General features: G+C 57.0%; 14 protein-coding genes. 2 read left to right on the top strand and 12 right to left on the bottom strand.

Translation table 11 applies throughout. From position 1 onward, the window contains the following. Positions 1–7 precede the first annotated feature (7 nt). The 6 genes from GOV85_RS14685 to GOV85_RS14660 form a co-directional block, all read right to left on the bottom strand. Positions 8–1,249 carry a membrane dipeptidase gene (locus GOV85_RS14685; RefSeq protein WP_171179390.1) on the bottom strand — a complete coding sequence of 414 codons (1,242 nt, stop codon included), beginning with the start codon at positions 1,247–1,249 and terminating at the stop codon, positions 8–10. Between the two features lie 47 nt (positions 1,250–1,296). Beyond that, complete coding sequence (locus GOV85_RS14680; protein ID WP_171179388.1) at positions 1,297–2,475, bottom strand: carbohydrate porin; 1,179 nt, start codon at positions 2,473–2,475, stop codon at positions 1,297–1,299. Next, entirely contained in the window at positions 2,472–3,236 is a 765-nt protein-coding gene (locus GOV85_RS14675; RefSeq protein ID WP_171179386.1) for a DUF3299 domain-containing protein, read from the bottom strand. Before GOV85_RS14675 ends, GOV85_RS14680 begins: the two co-directional genes overlap by 4 nt. 25 nt (positions 3,237–3,261) lie before the next feature. Next, a complete protein-coding gene (locus GOV85_RS14670; protein ID WP_171179384.1) occupies positions 3,262–4,512 on the bottom strand; it encodes an amidohydrolase family protein in 1,251 nt (416 codons plus the stop codon). Positions 4,513–4,833: 321 nt separating this feature from the next. Beyond that, positions 4,834–5,094: a hypothetical protein gene (locus GOV85_RS14665; protein WP_171179382.1), complete on the bottom strand. Its 261-nt coding sequence runs from the start codon at positions 5,092–5,094 to the stop codon at positions 4,834–4,836. Between the two features lie 323 nt (positions 5,095–5,417). After that, positions 5,418–7,700, bottom strand: coding sequence for an adenosylcobalamin-dependent ribonucleoside-diphosphate reductase (locus tag GOV85_RS14660; protein ID WP_171179379.1), 2,283 nt, complete (start codon positions 7,698–7,700; stop codon positions 5,418–5,420). 129 nt (positions 7,701–7,829) lie between these two features. Here GOV85_RS14660 and GOV85_RS14655 point away from each other — a divergent pair, with 129 nt between their 5' ends. Further along, positions 7,830–8,261 carry a DUF1489 domain-containing protein gene (locus tag GOV85_RS14655; protein WP_171179377.1) on the top strand — a complete coding sequence of 144 codons (432 nt, stop codon included), beginning with the start codon at positions 7,830–7,832 and terminating at the stop codon, positions 8,259–8,261. On the opposite strand, the gene hisG is transcribed toward GOV85_RS14655, so the two are convergent. The 3 genes from hisG to hisS are packed head-to-tail and all read right to left on the bottom strand — an operon-like array spanning position 8,258 to position 11,523. After that, on the bottom strand, positions 8,258–8,947 hold the full coding sequence (gene hisG, locus GOV85_RS14650; protein ID WP_171179375.1) for an ATP phosphoribosyltransferase: 690 nt from the start codon (positions 8,945–8,947) through the stop codon (positions 8,258–8,260). The genes GOV85_RS14655 and hisG overlap by 4 nt on opposite strands. Beyond that, positions 8,944–10,032: an ATP phosphoribosyltransferase regulatory subunit gene (locus tag GOV85_RS14645; protein WP_171179373.1), complete on the bottom strand. Its 1,089-nt coding sequence runs from the start codon at positions 10,030–10,032 to the stop codon at positions 8,944–8,946. The genes hisG and GOV85_RS14645 overlap by 4 nt, the downstream gene beginning before the upstream one ends. 3 nt (positions 10,033–10,035) lie before the next feature. Continuing rightward, positions 10,036–11,523 (bottom strand): histidine--tRNA ligase, encoded by a 1,488-nt coding sequence (gene hisS / locus GOV85_RS14640; RefSeq protein ID WP_171179370.1) that lies wholly within the window; start codon positions 11,521–11,523, stop codon positions 10,036–10,038. Positions 11,524–11,651: 128 nt separating this feature from the next. On the opposite strand from hisS, the gene GOV85_RS14635 reads away from it, so the two are divergent. Next, complete coding sequence (locus GOV85_RS14635) at positions 11,652–11,846, top strand: SlyX family protein (RefSeq protein ID WP_170352274.1); 195 nt, start codon at positions 11,652–11,654, stop codon at positions 11,844–11,846. Positions 11,847–11,850: 4 nt separating this feature from the next. On the opposite strand, the gene GOV85_RS14630 is transcribed toward GOV85_RS14635, so the two are convergent. The 3 genes from GOV85_RS14630 to dnaE all read right to left on the bottom strand — a co-directional run bounded on the left by GOV85_RS14630 (position 11,851) and on the right by dnaE (position 16,067). Continuing rightward, positions 11,851–12,219, bottom strand: a complete 369-nt coding sequence (locus tag GOV85_RS14630) for a hypothetical protein (protein WP_171179368.1) — start codon at positions 12,217–12,219, stop codon at positions 11,851–11,853. A 16-nt stretch (positions 12,220–12,235) separates the two neighbouring features. After that, the gene (locus GOV85_RS14625) at positions 12,236–12,475 is read right to left on the bottom strand and encodes a hypothetical protein (protein ID WP_253282894.1); all 240 of its coding nucleotides are present in this window, start codon (positions 12,473–12,475) and stop codon (positions 12,236–12,238) included. 64 nt (positions 12,476–12,539) lie between these two features. Further along, complete coding sequence (gene dnaE / locus GOV85_RS14620; RefSeq protein ID WP_171179366.1) at positions 12,540–16,067, bottom strand: DNA polymerase III subunit alpha; 3,528 nt, start codon at positions 16,065–16,067, stop codon at positions 12,540–12,542. Positions 16,068–16,280 lie beyond the last annotated feature (213 nt).

The following is a 16,280-nucleotide window of genomic DNA, read 5'->3' as shown; positions in this document are numbered from 1 at the left end:
AGCGCATCTATCGCGAATAAAACCCTTCACGAAGCTCTTGCCGCAAGCGCAAACGCTCGGGGTATTCCTTCAAAAACTGTTCGGGTGGTTTGCCTTCCCAAACTTGCGCGTAAACCCGCATCTTGTTTCCGCCGTAGATCTTTGCAAGATCTTCATTTGAATAGCCGCGCGCCCAAAGATCGTCCGTTATCGCCGCAAGGATTTTGGCAAGTTCACCGTTACCAGTTGCCCCTTTGTTGAAGGCGTCGATCATATAGCCGCCGTCATCGTACATGCTCGCGTTTGCAGTTGCGAACTGTACGACTAATTCCAGCGAAAACATGTCGTCCGTTGCGATTCCAACATGGTCGACGCCGACAAGCTGGACATAGTAATCAATCATATCAGCGGCCTGCTCGGGTGAGATATCCTCGGGCCAAACGCCGTCCATCATCCATTCTGTGAACGTCGGGGAAACGTAGCCACCAGACTTGGCCGCGCGCAGCGCCTCATCATCGGGAATGGCGCGATAACACCCTTTTGGCGTCGCATTGGGCCCATTCGCATACAACCCTGCAGGAACCGAGTGCGTGTAGACATAGGGCACCCCGGGGTAGTTCTCATCCATGTAATCCATGGCGTCATTGGCCGTTTTCGAACCCGTATGGCTTAGGTCGAGCAGTATGCCAAACCTGACCATTTCATCAATAACTGACTTCCCCCACGGGGTCAGACCAATGTCGCGACCGTTATAGGCCGCCAACTGCCCAGAACCAGTCCGGAAAATGTCATTGTAAGCCAGGATCATACTTTTGATCCCCATATCCTTGAGCACTGCCATCTTCCTCAGGTCGCCGTCCAGAATCGTGGCCGTTTGGCTGTTCCAAATAACCGCTGTTTTGCCCTGTATGTGGGCAGCTTCAATGTCGCGGGTTTCATTCACGATGAGGTAGTTTTCCGGTTGCTGGGCCATTGCAGCACGGAAGTGGTAATGTTGATCAAGAAAGGTGTCGAAAGACATATCCGCAGCAGCCAGCGTCATCTCATGCCCAGTGATGCCGTTTTCCCGCGCACGCGCGAAGTAAGTGTGAAGCTGCTCGTCTTCGGTCCAGCCAGTGCCATAGGGGCTGGCCAACATGCCGAGGACAATTGTGTCCTGCACAAACTGCTTCGCCTCTTCTGACGCCTCCCACGTCTTGCTTTCCTCGCTCGCATGTAACGCGCCGGCAAAAGTGATCGCTATGGCGCTTACGGCCAATAGGGTCTTCATGACAGAGCCTCCTCAGTTGATTTGTTTTGCCGCCGCATGAACACCCCTCAGAAAACGATCCGGGTTCTGAGGCCGAACAGCGTGATGCTGTCCTGAGTGGGGTTCAGCAGCGGGTTGGAAATGAACTGCACCGATGGTGTGATCTGAAACCCCGGTGAGATTGAAAAACGGTAGAAAGCTTCAAGCGTGAACTGTGTCCCGTCGATGCCCCTGGCTTCGGCCCAGTTCAGGCCAAGACCGGCCAGATCGGTATTGCGACCATAATACCCCAGACCGACAGATATCGACCGATCGTAAAGAGCTGCCGTTCCTTTTGAGGCCCCCGCCCGAAAGAACGGCATCCACTTGTTGTCGACAAACCAGGCCGCAGAAAACGCCGCGCCATAGTCTTCCGCTCGGCTGCCATCGTCAGCCGCATCTGCATGCCAGAGGGTCAGATGGACATTGTCGAAATAGATACGATCAAAGCCGGAAGTGTACCCAAGTTCGAGTGATTTGAAGAGATTGCCGTCGCTGAACACATCGAAATTAGGGTCAGACGGGTCGGCGTTCGCGTCTGAAACGCTCGCTACGGCATAGACAGTCTCGCTAAGCTTCAAACCACCCGCAATTCCCAATCCTTGATTGGGTGTATTGATCGTCGGGTTGGTGTTGAATGACAGGTTCTGGAATCCGCTGTAGGGACTGACCAGCCCATAGATGTCCACGAAGTCCGTGACGTCAATCTGCCCGACTTGCAGCGTCCACGCGCCGTTCGCAGCCCTTTGGGTCCAGAACAGGTTTGTCAGCAGTAGTCCATTATCATTAAAGGCTGTGCCCGTGATCGAAAGCGCTCCACCATCCAGCCCAAGGAACTGCGGGGCCACATCGGTATAGCTGTGCCGGTATTCAATCTTGAATGTCAGAGAACCCAGTTCAGTTGCCTGCCAGTTGCCGTAGAACCGAGCAATTCCGCTGGCCGCTTCGCCGGTGCCCAGATCAGCATTCGTGGTTTGGCCCAACGCCAAGTAATCAATGTTGAAACGAAACCCGCCCTCAGCCAGTCGGTCCTTCCACCCGAACCAACCTGGCGCGATGTTACGCGGAAAATCCGATCTGTATTGCGGATCGGTCAGGCCGTCGCCGGGCTCAAGATCAGCCCCAACAGAAGAAGGTCCGGAAAGCCCTTGCGCCGATACCGCGCCAGCAGATGCAATTACCGATGCAGCAAGCAGGTTTCTTATCATTCGGACGCTCTTGCCCCGCCCGTCTTGCGATTGCCCGCCGCGCGAATGCGATCAGCAGCACGCTGTTTCCACTCCAGCCTGTCTGTCTCGGTTTCCAGCGTTTCAACACTGTCCGTTTCAAGCTGGAAGGTCGCGTTCATGGGCATAACGCCGTCCACGACCATCATGTTTTGAACAGACGGATCAATGGTCAGCGTTCCCGTCAATCGTACGGGTTCATGGAAATAGCTGGGGGTCCAATCCTCATTTAAACGCACGCGGATCATCTGGTTGGGAGGCGGCGGAGGCATGTGACTGCACATCCCGCGTTCCGGCACCAGATACGCCACAGGTCGCCCGTCGGGATCGCTGGGGGCTGGAATAGCAAAGCCCGCGACAGTGATTGTCTGGCCGTCTAACTGCGGATTTCCGTTCGTCCCGGCCTTTCTTCGACGCTCCATCACAACTTCACGCTGATCGAGCAGCCAGTCGATATCAATTTCATCTGCGGCCAAAGCGTCCTCGGTCTCAGCCAGCAGTTCTTGCCATTTCTGCCGTTCTTCTTCGCTGCCATGATCCTGCTGCAGCCTGCCGCGCAGTCGTACAACAAACAGAACATCGTCGAACTGTTCAGGGCTGAGATCGCGATAAGGGTCTTCAAAGATCTGCGCGGACGGGTCTGGAAGATCCGCCCAATCCAACGCAACCCCAGGCGCTGCAAAAGTGGGCGGGGCACACCACACCAACCCTGCGATGACCGCGATGCAAAACCAATGACGCATGAATACTCTCCGGCTGCGCTTTTAACTATTCCAGCGTGTTCTTGTATATCACACCATCCTTCATAATCAGACGGATCGTTTCAGGGCTGTCCGGTCTCGGGTCCGCTCCAAACCACTGATCACCGGTTCCAACGACCGAAAAATCCTCTAGCGGGTTTCCGTCGATCAACAGGATATCAGCATAAGCGCCTTCTTCGATCACTCCAAGCTTTCCTGTCGTATAAGGGTTCATGAAATCGCCCGACAAAGCAACGACTTCACCACCTGTCGAGGTCAGCGTCACCATCGAAGTATACGGACCGAAAAACTCATTGTTCAGGTGTTTCTCGTAGGCAATCTGGATGTTACATGCTTCCACCGAGCCAACACAGTCCGTCTGGAACCCTCGCTTCACCGGGCATTCCTTCATATTGTCGATGTAGCCCGCAAATGTGGCCGAGGCGGATTTTGCTTTGGCAAGGCTGGACGGGACGTTTGCCACCGCAGGAATATCAAGCAAACCGGGATCGAAGGCCGTCAGGTTCGTGGTTATGTAGGCCCCTTTTTCGTTCATGACCTGAGCGATTTCACAATCGAACGAGAAACCATGTTCGATCGACATCACGCCTGCATCAAGCGCATTCAGGATTGCTTCTTTCCGATACGAATGCGCCATGACATAGCTGCCGTATTCATTTGCGACTTGAACAGCTGCTTTGATTTCCTCTGGTGATCCAGCCAGCAGTTGCCATGGATCAAAAGCCGAAACCACGCCACCGGATTGCATGAATTTCAACTGCGTTGCACCCATTCGAAAGTTGTTGCGCGCGTATTTATAAACGTCATCGACACCGCTAATCTCTTGCGCCAAGTTCAGACGGCTCATGTTCGTTTCAGAGCCCGGTGGTGCAGTGAAATTGGCGAAGTCTGCGTGGCCACCCCGTGTTCCGATAAATGCTCCGGAAGGATAGTACCGGGGGCCGTCGATTTGCCCTGCGTCAATGGCCCTTCGCAGCCCACCATTGGCACCACCCGCATCCCTCACAGTGGTGAACCCCTGCATGAGATACATCTCAGCCATCCGTGCACCGTGAATGGCGAAATCTTCCCACGTCGTGTTGGCTTCCATCGCCGGCAGCGTAGGCCCCATAAGCATGAGATGCGCATGCAGCTCAATAAATCCGGGCGTCAGTGTCCGTCCTCCACCGTCAATAACCGTAGCATTAGGAGCATCGATCGCGTCAGTTGAAACGGACTTGATCAGGTTACCTTCGACCAGAACACTGGCGTTTTCCATGCGCTGCTCATTCACGCCATCGAAGACATGGACCACTCTAATCTGGAGCTAAAACTGGGTGTAAGACTCGACTGCGAACCATCAACCTCCCAGGTGAATTGGGACCATGTGAATGATCAGGTAGATATCAATTCTGGTATGAGATGCTCGTTGCGGGTCATTTGGGCGTCAAGGTCAGAGTATAGCTTTTGTTTTTTGAACGTAGGGTGGTCAGTGACGTGGCCGTGCACTTTTTCGTGCGATGTCTGATTGCCTCATTGCCAGAGCGGATCGGTCTACACGCCAGTTTCACACCTTCCGGCCTCATTCGTCTTGTAGCGCCTAGCCCGCATCGGAGCGGAGAAGTACAGTCAATACTCGGCGGTGAATACGATGTAGATCGTAATCGGTCAGTTCTAACCCCTCAGTCATCCGCGCTTTGAATGATTGAAAGTCTCCGTGAGTAATCTCGTCACGGTTTTTGTCTTCTCCGGCAAGTTGCTGCGCGAGTTTTTCCTTTCGGAAGTCCAGCAGAAAACGGGAAAAACGAGCGTTCAATTCAGAGTATTGAGGGGACTCCTCGATAGGCGATTTGTTTTTCATCAGTTCGGTATCCGATAGCCATGGAACTGCCCGAGCGGTTTTGCTGGGCAAGTACAACAATCTGGTCAGCTTTTGCGTGTGACGCGTATGAGACGATTTAGTTCCATGGCCACAGTCTTGAGATTTTCTGGTCTTGGTCAATAGCGTGAATGTTATCGATGGTCGCCCAACGCAGAACAATCTCAAAACTCTACAGGAATCTTATTTATTTTTTTCAAAGCCTTAAGAATCTGTGGGCATTAAAGACCGTTCAAATGGGCGCAAAATCAACCCTACGGGCTATTTATACCCACCCACACACAAAAAACCACGAACGGCTTGGGCTATCCGCACTTGGAATGCCCGCAACTGCGGCAGGTCATGCAACCCTCGATCATCACCATGTCATACTGGCCACAGGACGGGCAGGCCTTGCCGCGTGGTGCATCCATGTTGACGACCTGCGCCTGAGGGTCTGATTTCAATCCCATGCCCTCACCTTCGAGGAAGCCAATATTGATCATGTGCTGCTCGATCACACCGCCAATCGCCGCCAAAATGGACGGGATGTATTTCCCTTGCACCCAGGCCCCGCCACGCGGGTCGAACACGGCTTTCAGCTCTTCAACCACAAAGGACACATCCCCACCGCGACGGAACACGGCCGAGATCATCCGCGTCAGTGCAAGCGTCCAGGCATAATGCTCCATGTTCTTCGAGTTGATGAACACCTCGAAGGGGCGGCGGCGACCTCCGATGACGATATCGTTGATGGTCAGATAAATCGCGTGCTCGCTGTCGGGCCATTTCAGTTTGTATGTGGACCCTTCCAACGCCTGCGGACGGTCCAGCGGTTCAGACATGTAAATCACGTCTCCGCCATCAACCTCATGCGGTGCATCTGCGCTTTCTCCGGGCGCTTTGTCGTCGCTTTCCGAAACGGTCAGGACCGAGCCGGTCACATCATTCGGGCGATAGGTTGTGCAGCCTTTACAGCCCTGATCCCAAGCCTGCATGTAGACGCCTTTAAAGGCATCAAAGCTGATATCCTCGGGGCAGTTGATCGTCTTGGAAATCGAACTGTCGATCCATTTCTGCGCCGCCGCCTGCATCTTGACGTGATCGGACGGAGACAAAGTTTGCGCGTTGACGAAATAGTCCGGCAGTTCTGTGTCACCGAACTTGTCGCGCCACATCTGCACCGCGTAATCCACGACCTCTTCTTCGGTCCGCGAACCGTCTTTCTGCAACACCTTGCGCGTGTAGGCATAGGCAAAGACCGGTTCGATTCCCGACGACACATTGCCCGCGTACAAAGAGATCGTCCCAGTCGGCGCAATCGAGGTCAGAAGCGCGTTGCGGATGCCGTGTTCGCGGATCGCATCACGCACATCCTCGTCCATCTGAAGCATCGTGCCGCTGGCCAGATATTTCTCGGCGTTGAACAGGGGGAACGCCCCTTTTTCCTTCGCCAAGTCGACCGACGCCAGATACGCGGCGCGGGCGATTGCGTGCAACCAGCGCTCGGTCTGACGCGCCGCCTCGTCCGAGCCATAGCGCAAGCCCAGCATCAGCAGTGCATCCGCCAGACCGGTTACGCCAAGACCGATGCGACGCTTGTCCTGGGCCTCGGCCTCTTGCTCGACCAGCGGAAATTTCGAGGCATCCACCACGTTGTCCATCATCCGAACAGCGGTGGCGACAAGCTTTTGCAAAGCCTCCTCGTCCAGATGGGCTGCGTCCTCAAACGGGTCCGCGACCAGCCGCGCCAAGTTGATCGAGCCCAACAGACACGCGCCATAAGGTGGCAGAGGTTGCTCGCCACACGGGTTGGTGGCGGCGATGGTCTCAACGTAGCTGAGGTTGTTGGCCTGATTGATGCGGTCGATGAAAATCACGCCCGGCTCGGCATAGTCATAGGTCGCCTGCATGATCTTGTTCCACAGATCACGCGCCTGAACGGTGTGATAGACCTTGTCGTCAAACACCAGCTCCCACGGGCCATCGGCCTTGACGGCCTCCATAAACGGGTCCGTCACCAAGACAGACATGTTGAACATGCGCAGACGGGCCGGATCGGACTTTGCGGTGATGAACTGTTCGATATCGGGATGGTCGCAGCGCATGGTCGCCATCATCGCCCCGCGGCGTGATCCTGCGGACATGATCGTGCGGCACATCGCATCCCACACATCCATGAAACTCAGCGGGCCCGAGGCATCCGCTGCAACGCCTTTGACGTCGGCACCACGTGGTCGGATGGTCGAGAAATCATACCCGATCCCACCGCCCTGCTGCATGGTCAGCGCGGCCTCTTTCAACATGTCGAAAATACCGCCCATGCTGTCGGGCACTGTGCCCATGACGAAGCAGTTGAACAGAGTCACCTGCCGCGCGGTACCCGCGCCCGCCGTGATCCGCCCCGCAGGCAGGTATTTGAAGTCCTCTAGCGCCTGATAGAACTCTTCTTCCCAATGAGCAGGGTCCTTTTCGACCCGCGCCAGATCGCGGGCAACACGCCGCCAACTGTCTTCGACCGTCTGATCGATGGGTGTGCCGTCCGCTTGTTTAAAGCGGTATTTCATGTCCCAGATCTGCTCGGCGATGGGGGCGGCAAAGCGGCTCATTGGTGATTCCCTGTTCTGAAAGAGGTATCCAGAGTACCCTAAATCACACCCAGACCACAACACCTTGATGACTGCGTACGACGAGCTACAATATAAAGATCGGCCTTGGGACGACTCTGTGGGAAAACTGTGGATAAGTACGTAAACCTCATAAAACTGTCGGTCGGATCGGAAAACGTCGACACACTGATGGCCTGGCAAGACAGCAGAAAGCCCCTGTATCAGGACGGCTGTCCGCGTCATGTGACCCGCATGTGGCCCAAGCGTGAGGCAGAGATTCTAAATGGCGGCTCGATCTATTGGGTGATCAAAGGCGTGATCCAGTGTCGTCAGCGCATCCTGCGATTGGATGAGGTGATCGGAGAGGACGGCATCCGCCGGTGTGCCATTGTGCTAGACCCCGAGGTCCATCGGACTCAGAACGCCCTGAAGCGCCCGTTTCAGGGATGGCGTTATCTCAAGCCTGAGGACACACCAGCTGATTTGCCCAAAAACCGCGAGCAGGACGATGCCCTGCCCGATGATTTGAACCGCGCGCTGGCAGAGATAGGCGTGCTTTAACGCAGCCGATCCAGCAGGTCAGACAGAACCGCCTTCTCTGCAGCGTCGTACTTCGCAACCCGGCTACGCCACAGCGTGGCCTGCGATTGCAGGATCAGACCGTCAGACAGGATCTTCAGGTGGTTGGCCCGCAGCGTTTCGCCGGTCGAGGTGATATCGGCGATCGCCTCTGCGGTTTCGTTCATCACCGTGCCTTCTGTCGCGCCCTGGCTATCGACCAGCGTGTAATCCGCGACGCCTGAATCGGTCAGGAACTCGCGCACCAGCCGGTGATACTTGGTCGCAATCCGAAGGCGGTGGCCATGGGTTTTGCGAAACGCCGCCGCCGCAGCATCAAGATCATCAAGCGTATCAACGTCCACCCAGCAGGCCGGCGTTGCAATGATCAGATCCGCCTTGCCGAAGCCCAGCTGCGAGATCTCTTCCAACTGCTGTTCCCAACGCGGCAGTTTCTCGTGCACCAGATCAATACCGGTGACACCCAGATGAATCCGCCCCGCCGCCAGTTCGCGCGGGATTTCTCCGGCAGACAGCAGAACCAGCGAGACCCCATCGATCCCTTCGACCTTGCCTGCATATTCCCGGTCTGATCCGCTGCGGGACAAAGCAATGCCGCGCTTTTCGAACCACGAGAAGGTCTTTTCCATCAACCGCCCCTTCGAGGGCACGCCCAGTTTAAGGCTCATTGCGCGCCCTCCTCGATCTCCAGCATCAAGTCGGGCCGCAGCACGCCCCCAACGGCCGGGATTTCGGCCCCGTTGCCCAGTTGCCGGGTCAGCGCATCATAACGCCCGCCGGTCGCGATCGGAGGCAGATCGGGTCGGCCTTCGGCGTAAAAACCGAAAACGAACCCGTCGTAATATTCCATCGAGGTCCGGCCATAGGCGGCCTCGAAATCCAAGCGCGCGACGTCGACACCACGCGCCTGCAACGCAGCCACGCGGGCCTCCAGCCGGTCCAGCGCCGGCGTGATCTGCGGCAAATCCACAGCCACGTCGCGCAGTTGTTCCAACGCAAAGGGCATGGTCTCGCGTACATTCAGCAGCGTTTCCAGGCCGACAAGCTCACTATCAGAAATCGGCGGGGTCTCACGATCCTCGCGCAAAGCTTCGATACGCGCCTCGATTTCCGAGGCCCGACGTTTTCCGATCATAGGTGCGTCAAACACCATCGGTTCGGTGGCGTTCAGCAGATCAGACCGCAACTCGGGCTCTGGCGTTCGGCCCGCATAGCGGTCCAGCAAAACACGGAACCGGCGTGGCCGCCACAGATGGCGCATCAGCGCGGCCTTGCGACGTTCGGTCGTGCGCAACCCGGCCACAGCGGCCGTCAGGATACCAATATCCCCGGTGGCCGCACGCAACGGCAAGCCGCGCAGTTGCAGCGCAAAAAGCGAGAAGACCTCGGCATCGGCCCCGGCAGGATCGTTCCGGTCGAACACCTCATAGCCAACCTGAATGTATTCATTGGCCCGGTCCGGGTCGTGTTCCTGCCGCCTGAAAACCTCACCCGAATAGGTATAGCGCGCGGGCTCGGCCCCATCGCTCATGTGCATCTGCACCACTGGCAAAGTGAAATCCGGGCGCAGCATCTGTTCACCACGCAGGGCGTCCGACGTCACATAGGCGCGCGCGCGAATGTCTTCGCCGTACAGATCCAGCAGTGTTTCTGCCGGCTGCAACAGGGGCGTGTCCACGACCTGAGCGCCAGCCGCCTCAAACCGGACACGCATCATTGCGGCGCGGGCCTGTATCTGGGAACGGTTGGGCATGGGTCAGTCCTGACTGTCCAGAATTTCGCGCACCTTCGCGACAAGATCACCGCGCGGCACTTCGAACTGACTGGGGCGTTCTTTCCATTCCTCCAGCGTCGCGCTTTCGGCGATTTTGGCACCAAGGATCAAGTCCTTGATCTGCACGATGCCATTGGCTTTTTCGTCACCGCCTTCGATCACCGCAATCGGAGAGTTCCGCTTGTCCGCGTATTTCAGCTGATTGCCGAAGTTCTTGGGATTGCCCAGGTAGACCTCGGCGCGAATGCCAGCATTGCGCAGTTCCGCCACCATGGCCTGATAGTCGGCCATACGGTCGCGATCCATCACGGTGACAACCACAGGCCCCTGAGCCTGCGCGCCGATCCGGCCTTTTTCGCGCAACGCGGCCAGCAGACGGTCAACGCCTATCGAGATACCGGTCGCAGGTACTTCCTGCCCGGTGAAGCGTTTGACCAGATCGTCATAGCGACCACCGCCAGAGACAGACCCGAATTGTCGCTTGCGGCCTTTCTCGTCGAAAATCTCAAAGGTGAGTTCAGCCTCATAGACCGGCCCAGTGTAATAACCCAGACCACGCACGACCGAAGGGTCAATCTCGATCCGGTCCGAACCATAGCCACCTGCATCCAGCAGCGCGCCAATCTGTTCCAACTCGGCGATGCCATCCGCGCCGATCTTGCTGTTGCCCACAGCGGCGCGCAGGTTGGCCAGCGTCCCAGCAGTATCCGCAGCCTTTGAGGTCAAAAACGCAATCACGGGCTCGGCCTGATCGTCGCTCAGACCCACGCCGTCGATAAACGCACCTGAGGCATCCAACCGGCCCTTGGTCAGCAACTCACGCACACCAGCCTGACCCACCTTATCGAACTTGTCGATGGTGCGCAGAACGTTGTCGCGCGCGGCGGCGTCCTCGCCCAGACCCATCGCCTCCAACACGCCGTTCAGAACCTTGCGGTTGTTGACCCGGACCAGATAGTCGCCACGCGGAATACCTACAGTCTCGAGCGTGTCCGACAGCATCGCACAGATTTCAGCGTCTGCAGCCATCGAGGCCGTGCCGACCGTATCCGCGTCGCACTGATAAAACTGACGATAGCGCCCCGGCCCCGGCTTTTCGTTGCGCCAGACCGGACCCATCGCATAACGGCGATAGGGCGTCGGCAGATCGTTGCGGTGTTGTGCGTAGACGCGGGCCAACGGAGCGGTCAGGTCGTAGCGCAGGGCCATCCAATCGCCATTGCCGCCCTCGTCAAACTCCTGCCAGGCAAAGACGCCTTCGTTTGGGCGATCCACGTCGGGCAGGAACTTGCCCAGCGCCTCGACTGTCTCAACCGCGCTGCTTTCCAAGGCGTCAAACCCGTAACGATGATAGACACCCGCAATTGTCCGCAGCATCTCGGTGCGCTGCGTGACTTCCTCGCCGAAATAGTCGCGGAACCCTTTTGGCGTTACGGCCTTGGGGCGGGGCTGTTTCTTGGGCTTGGCCATGTGGGGCGTCCTCGGGAGTGTCCTTGTTCCGCGCGCGGTCTATCCCATGGCCCGCATCGGGGCAAGGCGCGCTTTCTCTGGCCATGGCGGCACAGGGTCGCTATGACCGGCGCATCAAGGAGAGCCCCATGCAGCATCTGGAAGAGCAGATCGCCCATCTGACCCGTACCGTGGAAGAACTGAACACGGTTGTGACCACGCAACAGTCCGAGATCGATCGCCTGACGCGTCGGGTCGAAATGCTGTTGCAACGCGAAGCAGAGCGCGCGCAAGAAGGTTCAGGCGGCGTTGTCTTTGGTGACGAACGACCGCCGCACTACTAAAATCCTACAGTCCCAGCGTCGTCTTGACGGCGTTGTCCACGACACCACCCAAAAGCGCGTTTTCATCACCGGCGCAGCCGTCTTTCAAAGCTGCCAAAAAAGTTTCGCGCAGCGCGGCCTTATCCTCATCCGACGCGGCATGTGCCTCGATATCGACCTGACGGTTGTACAGCGACAGGGCCGTCATTTTACCAACAACCTCCAGAATGTATTCTTCGTTCCCGTCGGCTTCTTCAATGACCGAGGTACAAGTGTGATACATAAGCGGCAGCGCTTCTTGCATCATCTGTTCAGCCTCTTCGTCGGCGAAAGCCATCCCGGGGATTGTGAAGATTCCGGCGGCGACAATCACTTTAAGCGAGTTAAAACGCATCTTTTTGCTCCTCCACTCACTTGGAATTTGCGCCAATCAGCGCACCAGCCACCGCGCCTGCGGCGGCGCCCTTGCCGTCACCAATCAAGGCACCGACACCCGCGCCGATTACAGCGCCCTTGATCGTGTTTTCTTTTTTCTTGTCATCCGCCAAGCTGGCTGAGGCTGAAACCAAAGCCAGCGACGCAGCGGCACCAAATACAACTTTTCTTAACGTGAGACCTGCAATCGCCATATCAACGCCCTCCCGTAGCATGACTTAAAGACATCTCTGTCAGTTCAGCCTACCCAGACGCCAACTATCTGGCAACAAAACGGCGTCAGATCTCTTCGACGGTCATAACGCCTTCCAGGGATTTGATCGCGCCCTTGATCTGTGGGTTGATCGGGAACGCGCGCCCCAGATCCATTTCAACTTCACCCGGCAGGCTTGGATCCATCAAAAGCAACTGGATTGGGCCCCGCGCAGCACCTTTGGTAGCGGCGGCTGCGTCTTCCAACACCTTGGCGACGGTTGGTACAGCCTGCGCTTCGTCGACAAAGATACGCAACCCGGTTGCCCCAGCCTCGGCCACAAGAGAATCCGCAGGTCCCACCGAACGCCCCAGCAGCTTAAGCTGATCAGCTTCCATCGTTGCCTCGGCGGTCAGCACCACTTGAGCGCCGGTTTCCAGAAACTCGCGACATTTCTCCAAGGTGTCTGAAAACAGCGTGACCTCATAAGCGCCAGTTGGGTCCGAGAGCTGCGCAAAAGCAAAGCGGTTGCCCTTGGCCGATTTCCGTTCCTGCCGTCCGGCGACAACACCGGCCATCTTGGCGATCAGTGGGCCAGAGCGGGCCTTTTCCATCACCTCATCCAACGTCAGGACCTGTTTTCGCTTCAGCGCGGGCATATAATCGTCCAACGGGTGTCCCGATAGGTAGAATCCAATCGCCTTAAATTCCTCGCTCAACCGTTCAGCAGGCAGCCAGTCCGGCGTCGGCGAAAGGCGAGGTTCAGGCAGGTCATCACCGGCTTCACCAAACAGAGACACCTGGTTCGAGTTCTTTTGTTCATGAATCGCCGCCGAATACTGCACCAGACGATCAAGGCTTTCGAACACACGGCGGCGGTTTTTGTCGAGCTCGTCAAACGCCCCGGCCCGCGCCAACATTTCCAACGGGCGTTTGCCGACTTTCTTCAGATCCACACGCCGCGCAAAGTCGAACAGGTTGACGAACGGTTTTTCGCTCTTTTCATCCTGCGCGCCTCCGGCGCGACGCCCCTCGACCACAAGGTTCATCGCCTCGACGCCCACGTTTTTCAGCGCGCCCAGCGCATAAACCAATTCACCGTTCACTACATCGAACGTCGCGATGGAACGATTCACACATGGCGGCACGTAGGGCAGTTCCAGCCCCTTGCGAACTTCTTCGAAGTAAACCGCCAGCTTGTCGGTCAGATGGATATCGCAGTTCATGACACCCGCCATGAACTCGACCGGGTGGTTCGCCTTCAGCCAGCCGGTCTGATAACTGACCACCGCATACGCGGCCGCGTGGGACTTGTTGAAGCCGTAGTTGGCGAATTTCTCCAGCAGGTCGAAAACCTCGCTGGCCTTCTTGGCATCCACGCCATTCTCGCCCGCGCCTTTTTCAAACTTGGGGCGCTCAGCGTCCATCGCCTCCTTGATCTTCTTACCCATCGCACGACGCAACAGATCAGCACCGCCTAGGCTGTATCCCGCCATGACCTGTGCGATCTGCATCACCTGTTCCTGATAAACGATGATGCCCTGCGTTTCCTCAAGGATATGGTCGATCAGTGGGTGAACCGAAGTGATTTTGCGAAGACCGTTCTTAACTTCGCAATAGGTCGGGATGTTTTCCATCGGACCCGGACGGTACAGCGCCACCAGGGCCACGATATCCTCGATACATGTGGGCTTCATACGCTTGAGCGCGTCCATCATGCCCGAGGATTCCACCTGGAACACTGCCACCGTCTTGGCTGCCGAGTAGAGCTTATACGTCGCCTCATCGTCCAGCGGGATAGCGTTGATCTGGTTCTCAGCCCCTTCAGCGGGTTCGTAAAGCTCGGTGCCATCAGCAGCAATGTGCAGTGGGCGACCGGACTTGAAGATCAGGTCCATGGCGTTCTGGATCACGGTCAGCGTTTTCAGACCCAGAAAGTCGAACTTCACCAAACCGGCCTGTTCCACCCATTTCATGTTGAACTGGGTCGCCGGCATGTCCGAGCGCGGGTCCTGATACAAAGGCACCAGCGCGTCCAAAGGCCGATCCCCGATTACAACGCCCGCTGCGTGGGTCGACGCGTTGCGTAGCAATCCTTCGACCTGTTGGCCGTAGGTCAGAAGGCGATCTACCACCTCTTCGTTCCGCGCCTCTTCCCGCAGGCGTGGCTCGTCTTTCAGCGCTTTTTCAATGGAAACAGGTTTGACGCCCTCAACTGGGATCATCTTGGACAAACGGTCCACCTGCCCGTAAGGCATCTGCAAAACCCGCCCGATATCGCGCACGGCGGCCTTCGACAATAGCGCACCAAAGGTGATGATCTGCCCCACCTTGTCGCGCCCGTATTTCTGCTGCACGTAACGGATCACCTCTTCTCGGCGGTCCATGCAGAAGTCGATATCGAAATCCGGCATCGACACCCGCTCGGGGTTCAGGAAGCGTTCGAACAGCAGCGAATAGCGCAACGGGTCAAGGTCGGTGATTGTGAGCGCATAGGCCACCAATGAGCCCGCACCCGAGCCCCGCCCCGGACCAACCGGAATGTCGTGATCCTTTGCCCATTGAATAAAGTCCGCAACGATCAGGAAGTAGCCGGGAAAGCCCATTCCTTCGATAATGCCAAGTTCGAATTCCAAACGTTCCTGATATTCCTCTGGCGTCACAGCGTGCGGGATCACAGCCAGACGTTTCTGCAACCCCTCGTTGGCGATACGGCGCAGTTCGGCCACCTCGTCATCTGCAAATTTTGGCAGGATCGGATCCCGGCGATAGGCCATAAAGGCGCAGCGTTTGGCGATCTCAACCGTGTTCTCGATCGCTTCCGGCAAGTCTGCGAACAGAGTCACCATCTCTTGCTGCGACTTGAAATAGTGCTGCGCGGTCAGTCGGCGGCGGCCTTCTTGCTGATCGACATAAGCCCCTTCGGCGATACAGATCAGCGCATCATGCGCTTCATACATATCCGAGGTTGGGAAATAGACGTCATTGGTAGCAACCAACGGCAGGTTTTTGGTATAAGCCATCTCAACATGGCCACGCTCGGTCAGCCGTTCTGCTTCCGGCTGGCCATCTTCACCCGGATGACGCTGAAGTTCGATATAAAGGCGATCCGGGAACATGCCCGCCAACCGATCCACCAGCGCCTCAGCCGCCGGACGTTGACCCTGTTGCAGCAGCATCCCAACCGGTCCGTCTGGACCGCCGGTCAAGCAAATCAAACCGTCCGACCGATCCGCAAGCTCGTCCAAAGTGACCTGCGGCAGCTGTCCACCTTTGTCCACGTAAAGGCAGGAACTCAGCTTCATCAGGTTTTCATACCCAGCCTCGGACTGCGCCAGCAAAACCAAAGGCGCGGGTACTTTGGGCTTTTCGCCGGGCTGAGCCTGCACGTAAGTCAAGTCAACCTGACAACCCATGATCGGCTGAACACCCGCTCCGCTTGCCGTGACCGAGAACTCCAAGGCCGAGAACATCGAATTGGTGTCTGTCACAGCGACGGCGGGCATCTCCATCTTCTCGCAAAGGGCAGGTAGCTTTTTCAGCCGCACGGCGCCCTCCAAAAGGGAGTATTCGGTGTGAACGCGGAGGTGAATGAATCGAGGATTGCTGCTCATGCCGCCTACGCTATCTCAGCCAGGCGCGCTGCAAAAGCGGGAACCGTGGCTTTGGAATGCATAAAAAATCGGCGCTGATTATTCGGCTTTTTCAGAAGGTGCTTCGGGATTGAGTGCCCGTCGCATTCAAAAAGCACTTTATTTACAAGCGCCTGCCTTTTACACAAAAGCAGGAAAAGCATGCTGCGCGTTCCAAATGGTACATCATATAGG

It is taken from the genome of Ruegeria sp. HKCCA4633 (assembly GCF_013034605.1).
In the GTDB taxonomy this organism is placed as follows: Bacteria; Pseudomonadota; Alphaproteobacteria; order Rhodobacterales; family Rhodobacteraceae; genus Ruegeria.
Note: the sequence above shows the minus strand (reverse complement) of the source record. Positions and strands in the feature narration are given on the sequence as shown.

What these genes read in the sequence shown, in the direction of transcription:
- GOV85_RS14685 (WP_171179390.1), bottom strand. Translation starts at nt 1,249, where the DNA reads ATGAAGACCCTATTGGCCGTAAGCGCCATAGCGATCACTTTTGCCGGC.
- GOV85_RS14680 (WP_171179388.1), bottom strand. Translation starts at nt 2,475, where the DNA reads ATGATAAGAAACCTGCTTGCTGCATCGGTAATTGCATCTGCTGGCGCG.
- GOV85_RS14675 (WP_171179386.1), bottom strand. Translation starts at nt 3,236, where the DNA reads ATGCGTCATTGGTTTTGCATCGCGGTCATCGCAGGGTTGGTGTGGTGT.
- GOV85_RS14670 (WP_171179384.1), bottom strand. Translation starts at nt 4,512, where the DNA reads ATGGAAAACGCCAGTGTTCTGGTCGAAGGTAACCTGATCAAGTCCGTT.
- GOV85_RS14665 (WP_171179382.1), bottom strand. Translation starts at nt 5,094, where the DNA reads ATGAAAAACAAATCGCCTATCGAGGAGTCCCCTCAATACTCTGAATTG.
- GOV85_RS14660 (WP_171179379.1), bottom strand. Translation starts at nt 7,700, where the DNA reads ATGAGCCGCTTTGCCGCCCCCATCGCCGAGCAGATCTGGGACATGAAA.
- hisG (WP_171179375.1), bottom strand. Translation starts at nt 8,947, where the DNA reads ATGAGCCTTAAACTGGGCGTGCCCTCGAAGGGGCGGTTGATGGAAAAG.
- GOV85_RS14645 (WP_171179373.1), bottom strand. Translation starts at nt 10,032, where the DNA reads ATGCCCAACCGTTCCCAGATACAGGCCCGCGCCGCAATGATGCGTGTC.
- hisS (WP_171179370.1), bottom strand. Translation starts at nt 11,523, where the DNA reads ATGGCCAAGCCCAAGAAACAGCCCCGCCCCAAGGCCGTAACGCCAAAA.
- GOV85_RS14635 (WP_170352274.1), top strand. Translation starts at nt 11,652, where the DNA reads ATGCAGCATCTGGAAGAGCAGATCGCCCATCTGACCCGTACCGTGGAA.
- GOV85_RS14630 (WP_171179368.1), bottom strand. Translation starts at nt 12,219, where the DNA reads ATGCGTTTTAACTCGCTTAAAGTGATTGTCGCCGCCGGAATCTTCACA.
- GOV85_RS14625 (WP_253282894.1), bottom strand. Translation starts at nt 12,475, where the DNA reads ATGCTACGGGAGGGCGTTGATATGGCGATTGCAGGTCTCACGTTAAGA.
- dnaE (WP_171179366.1), bottom strand. Translation starts at nt 16,067, where the DNA reads ATGAGCAGCAATCCTCGATTCATTCACCTCCGCGTTCACACCGAATAC.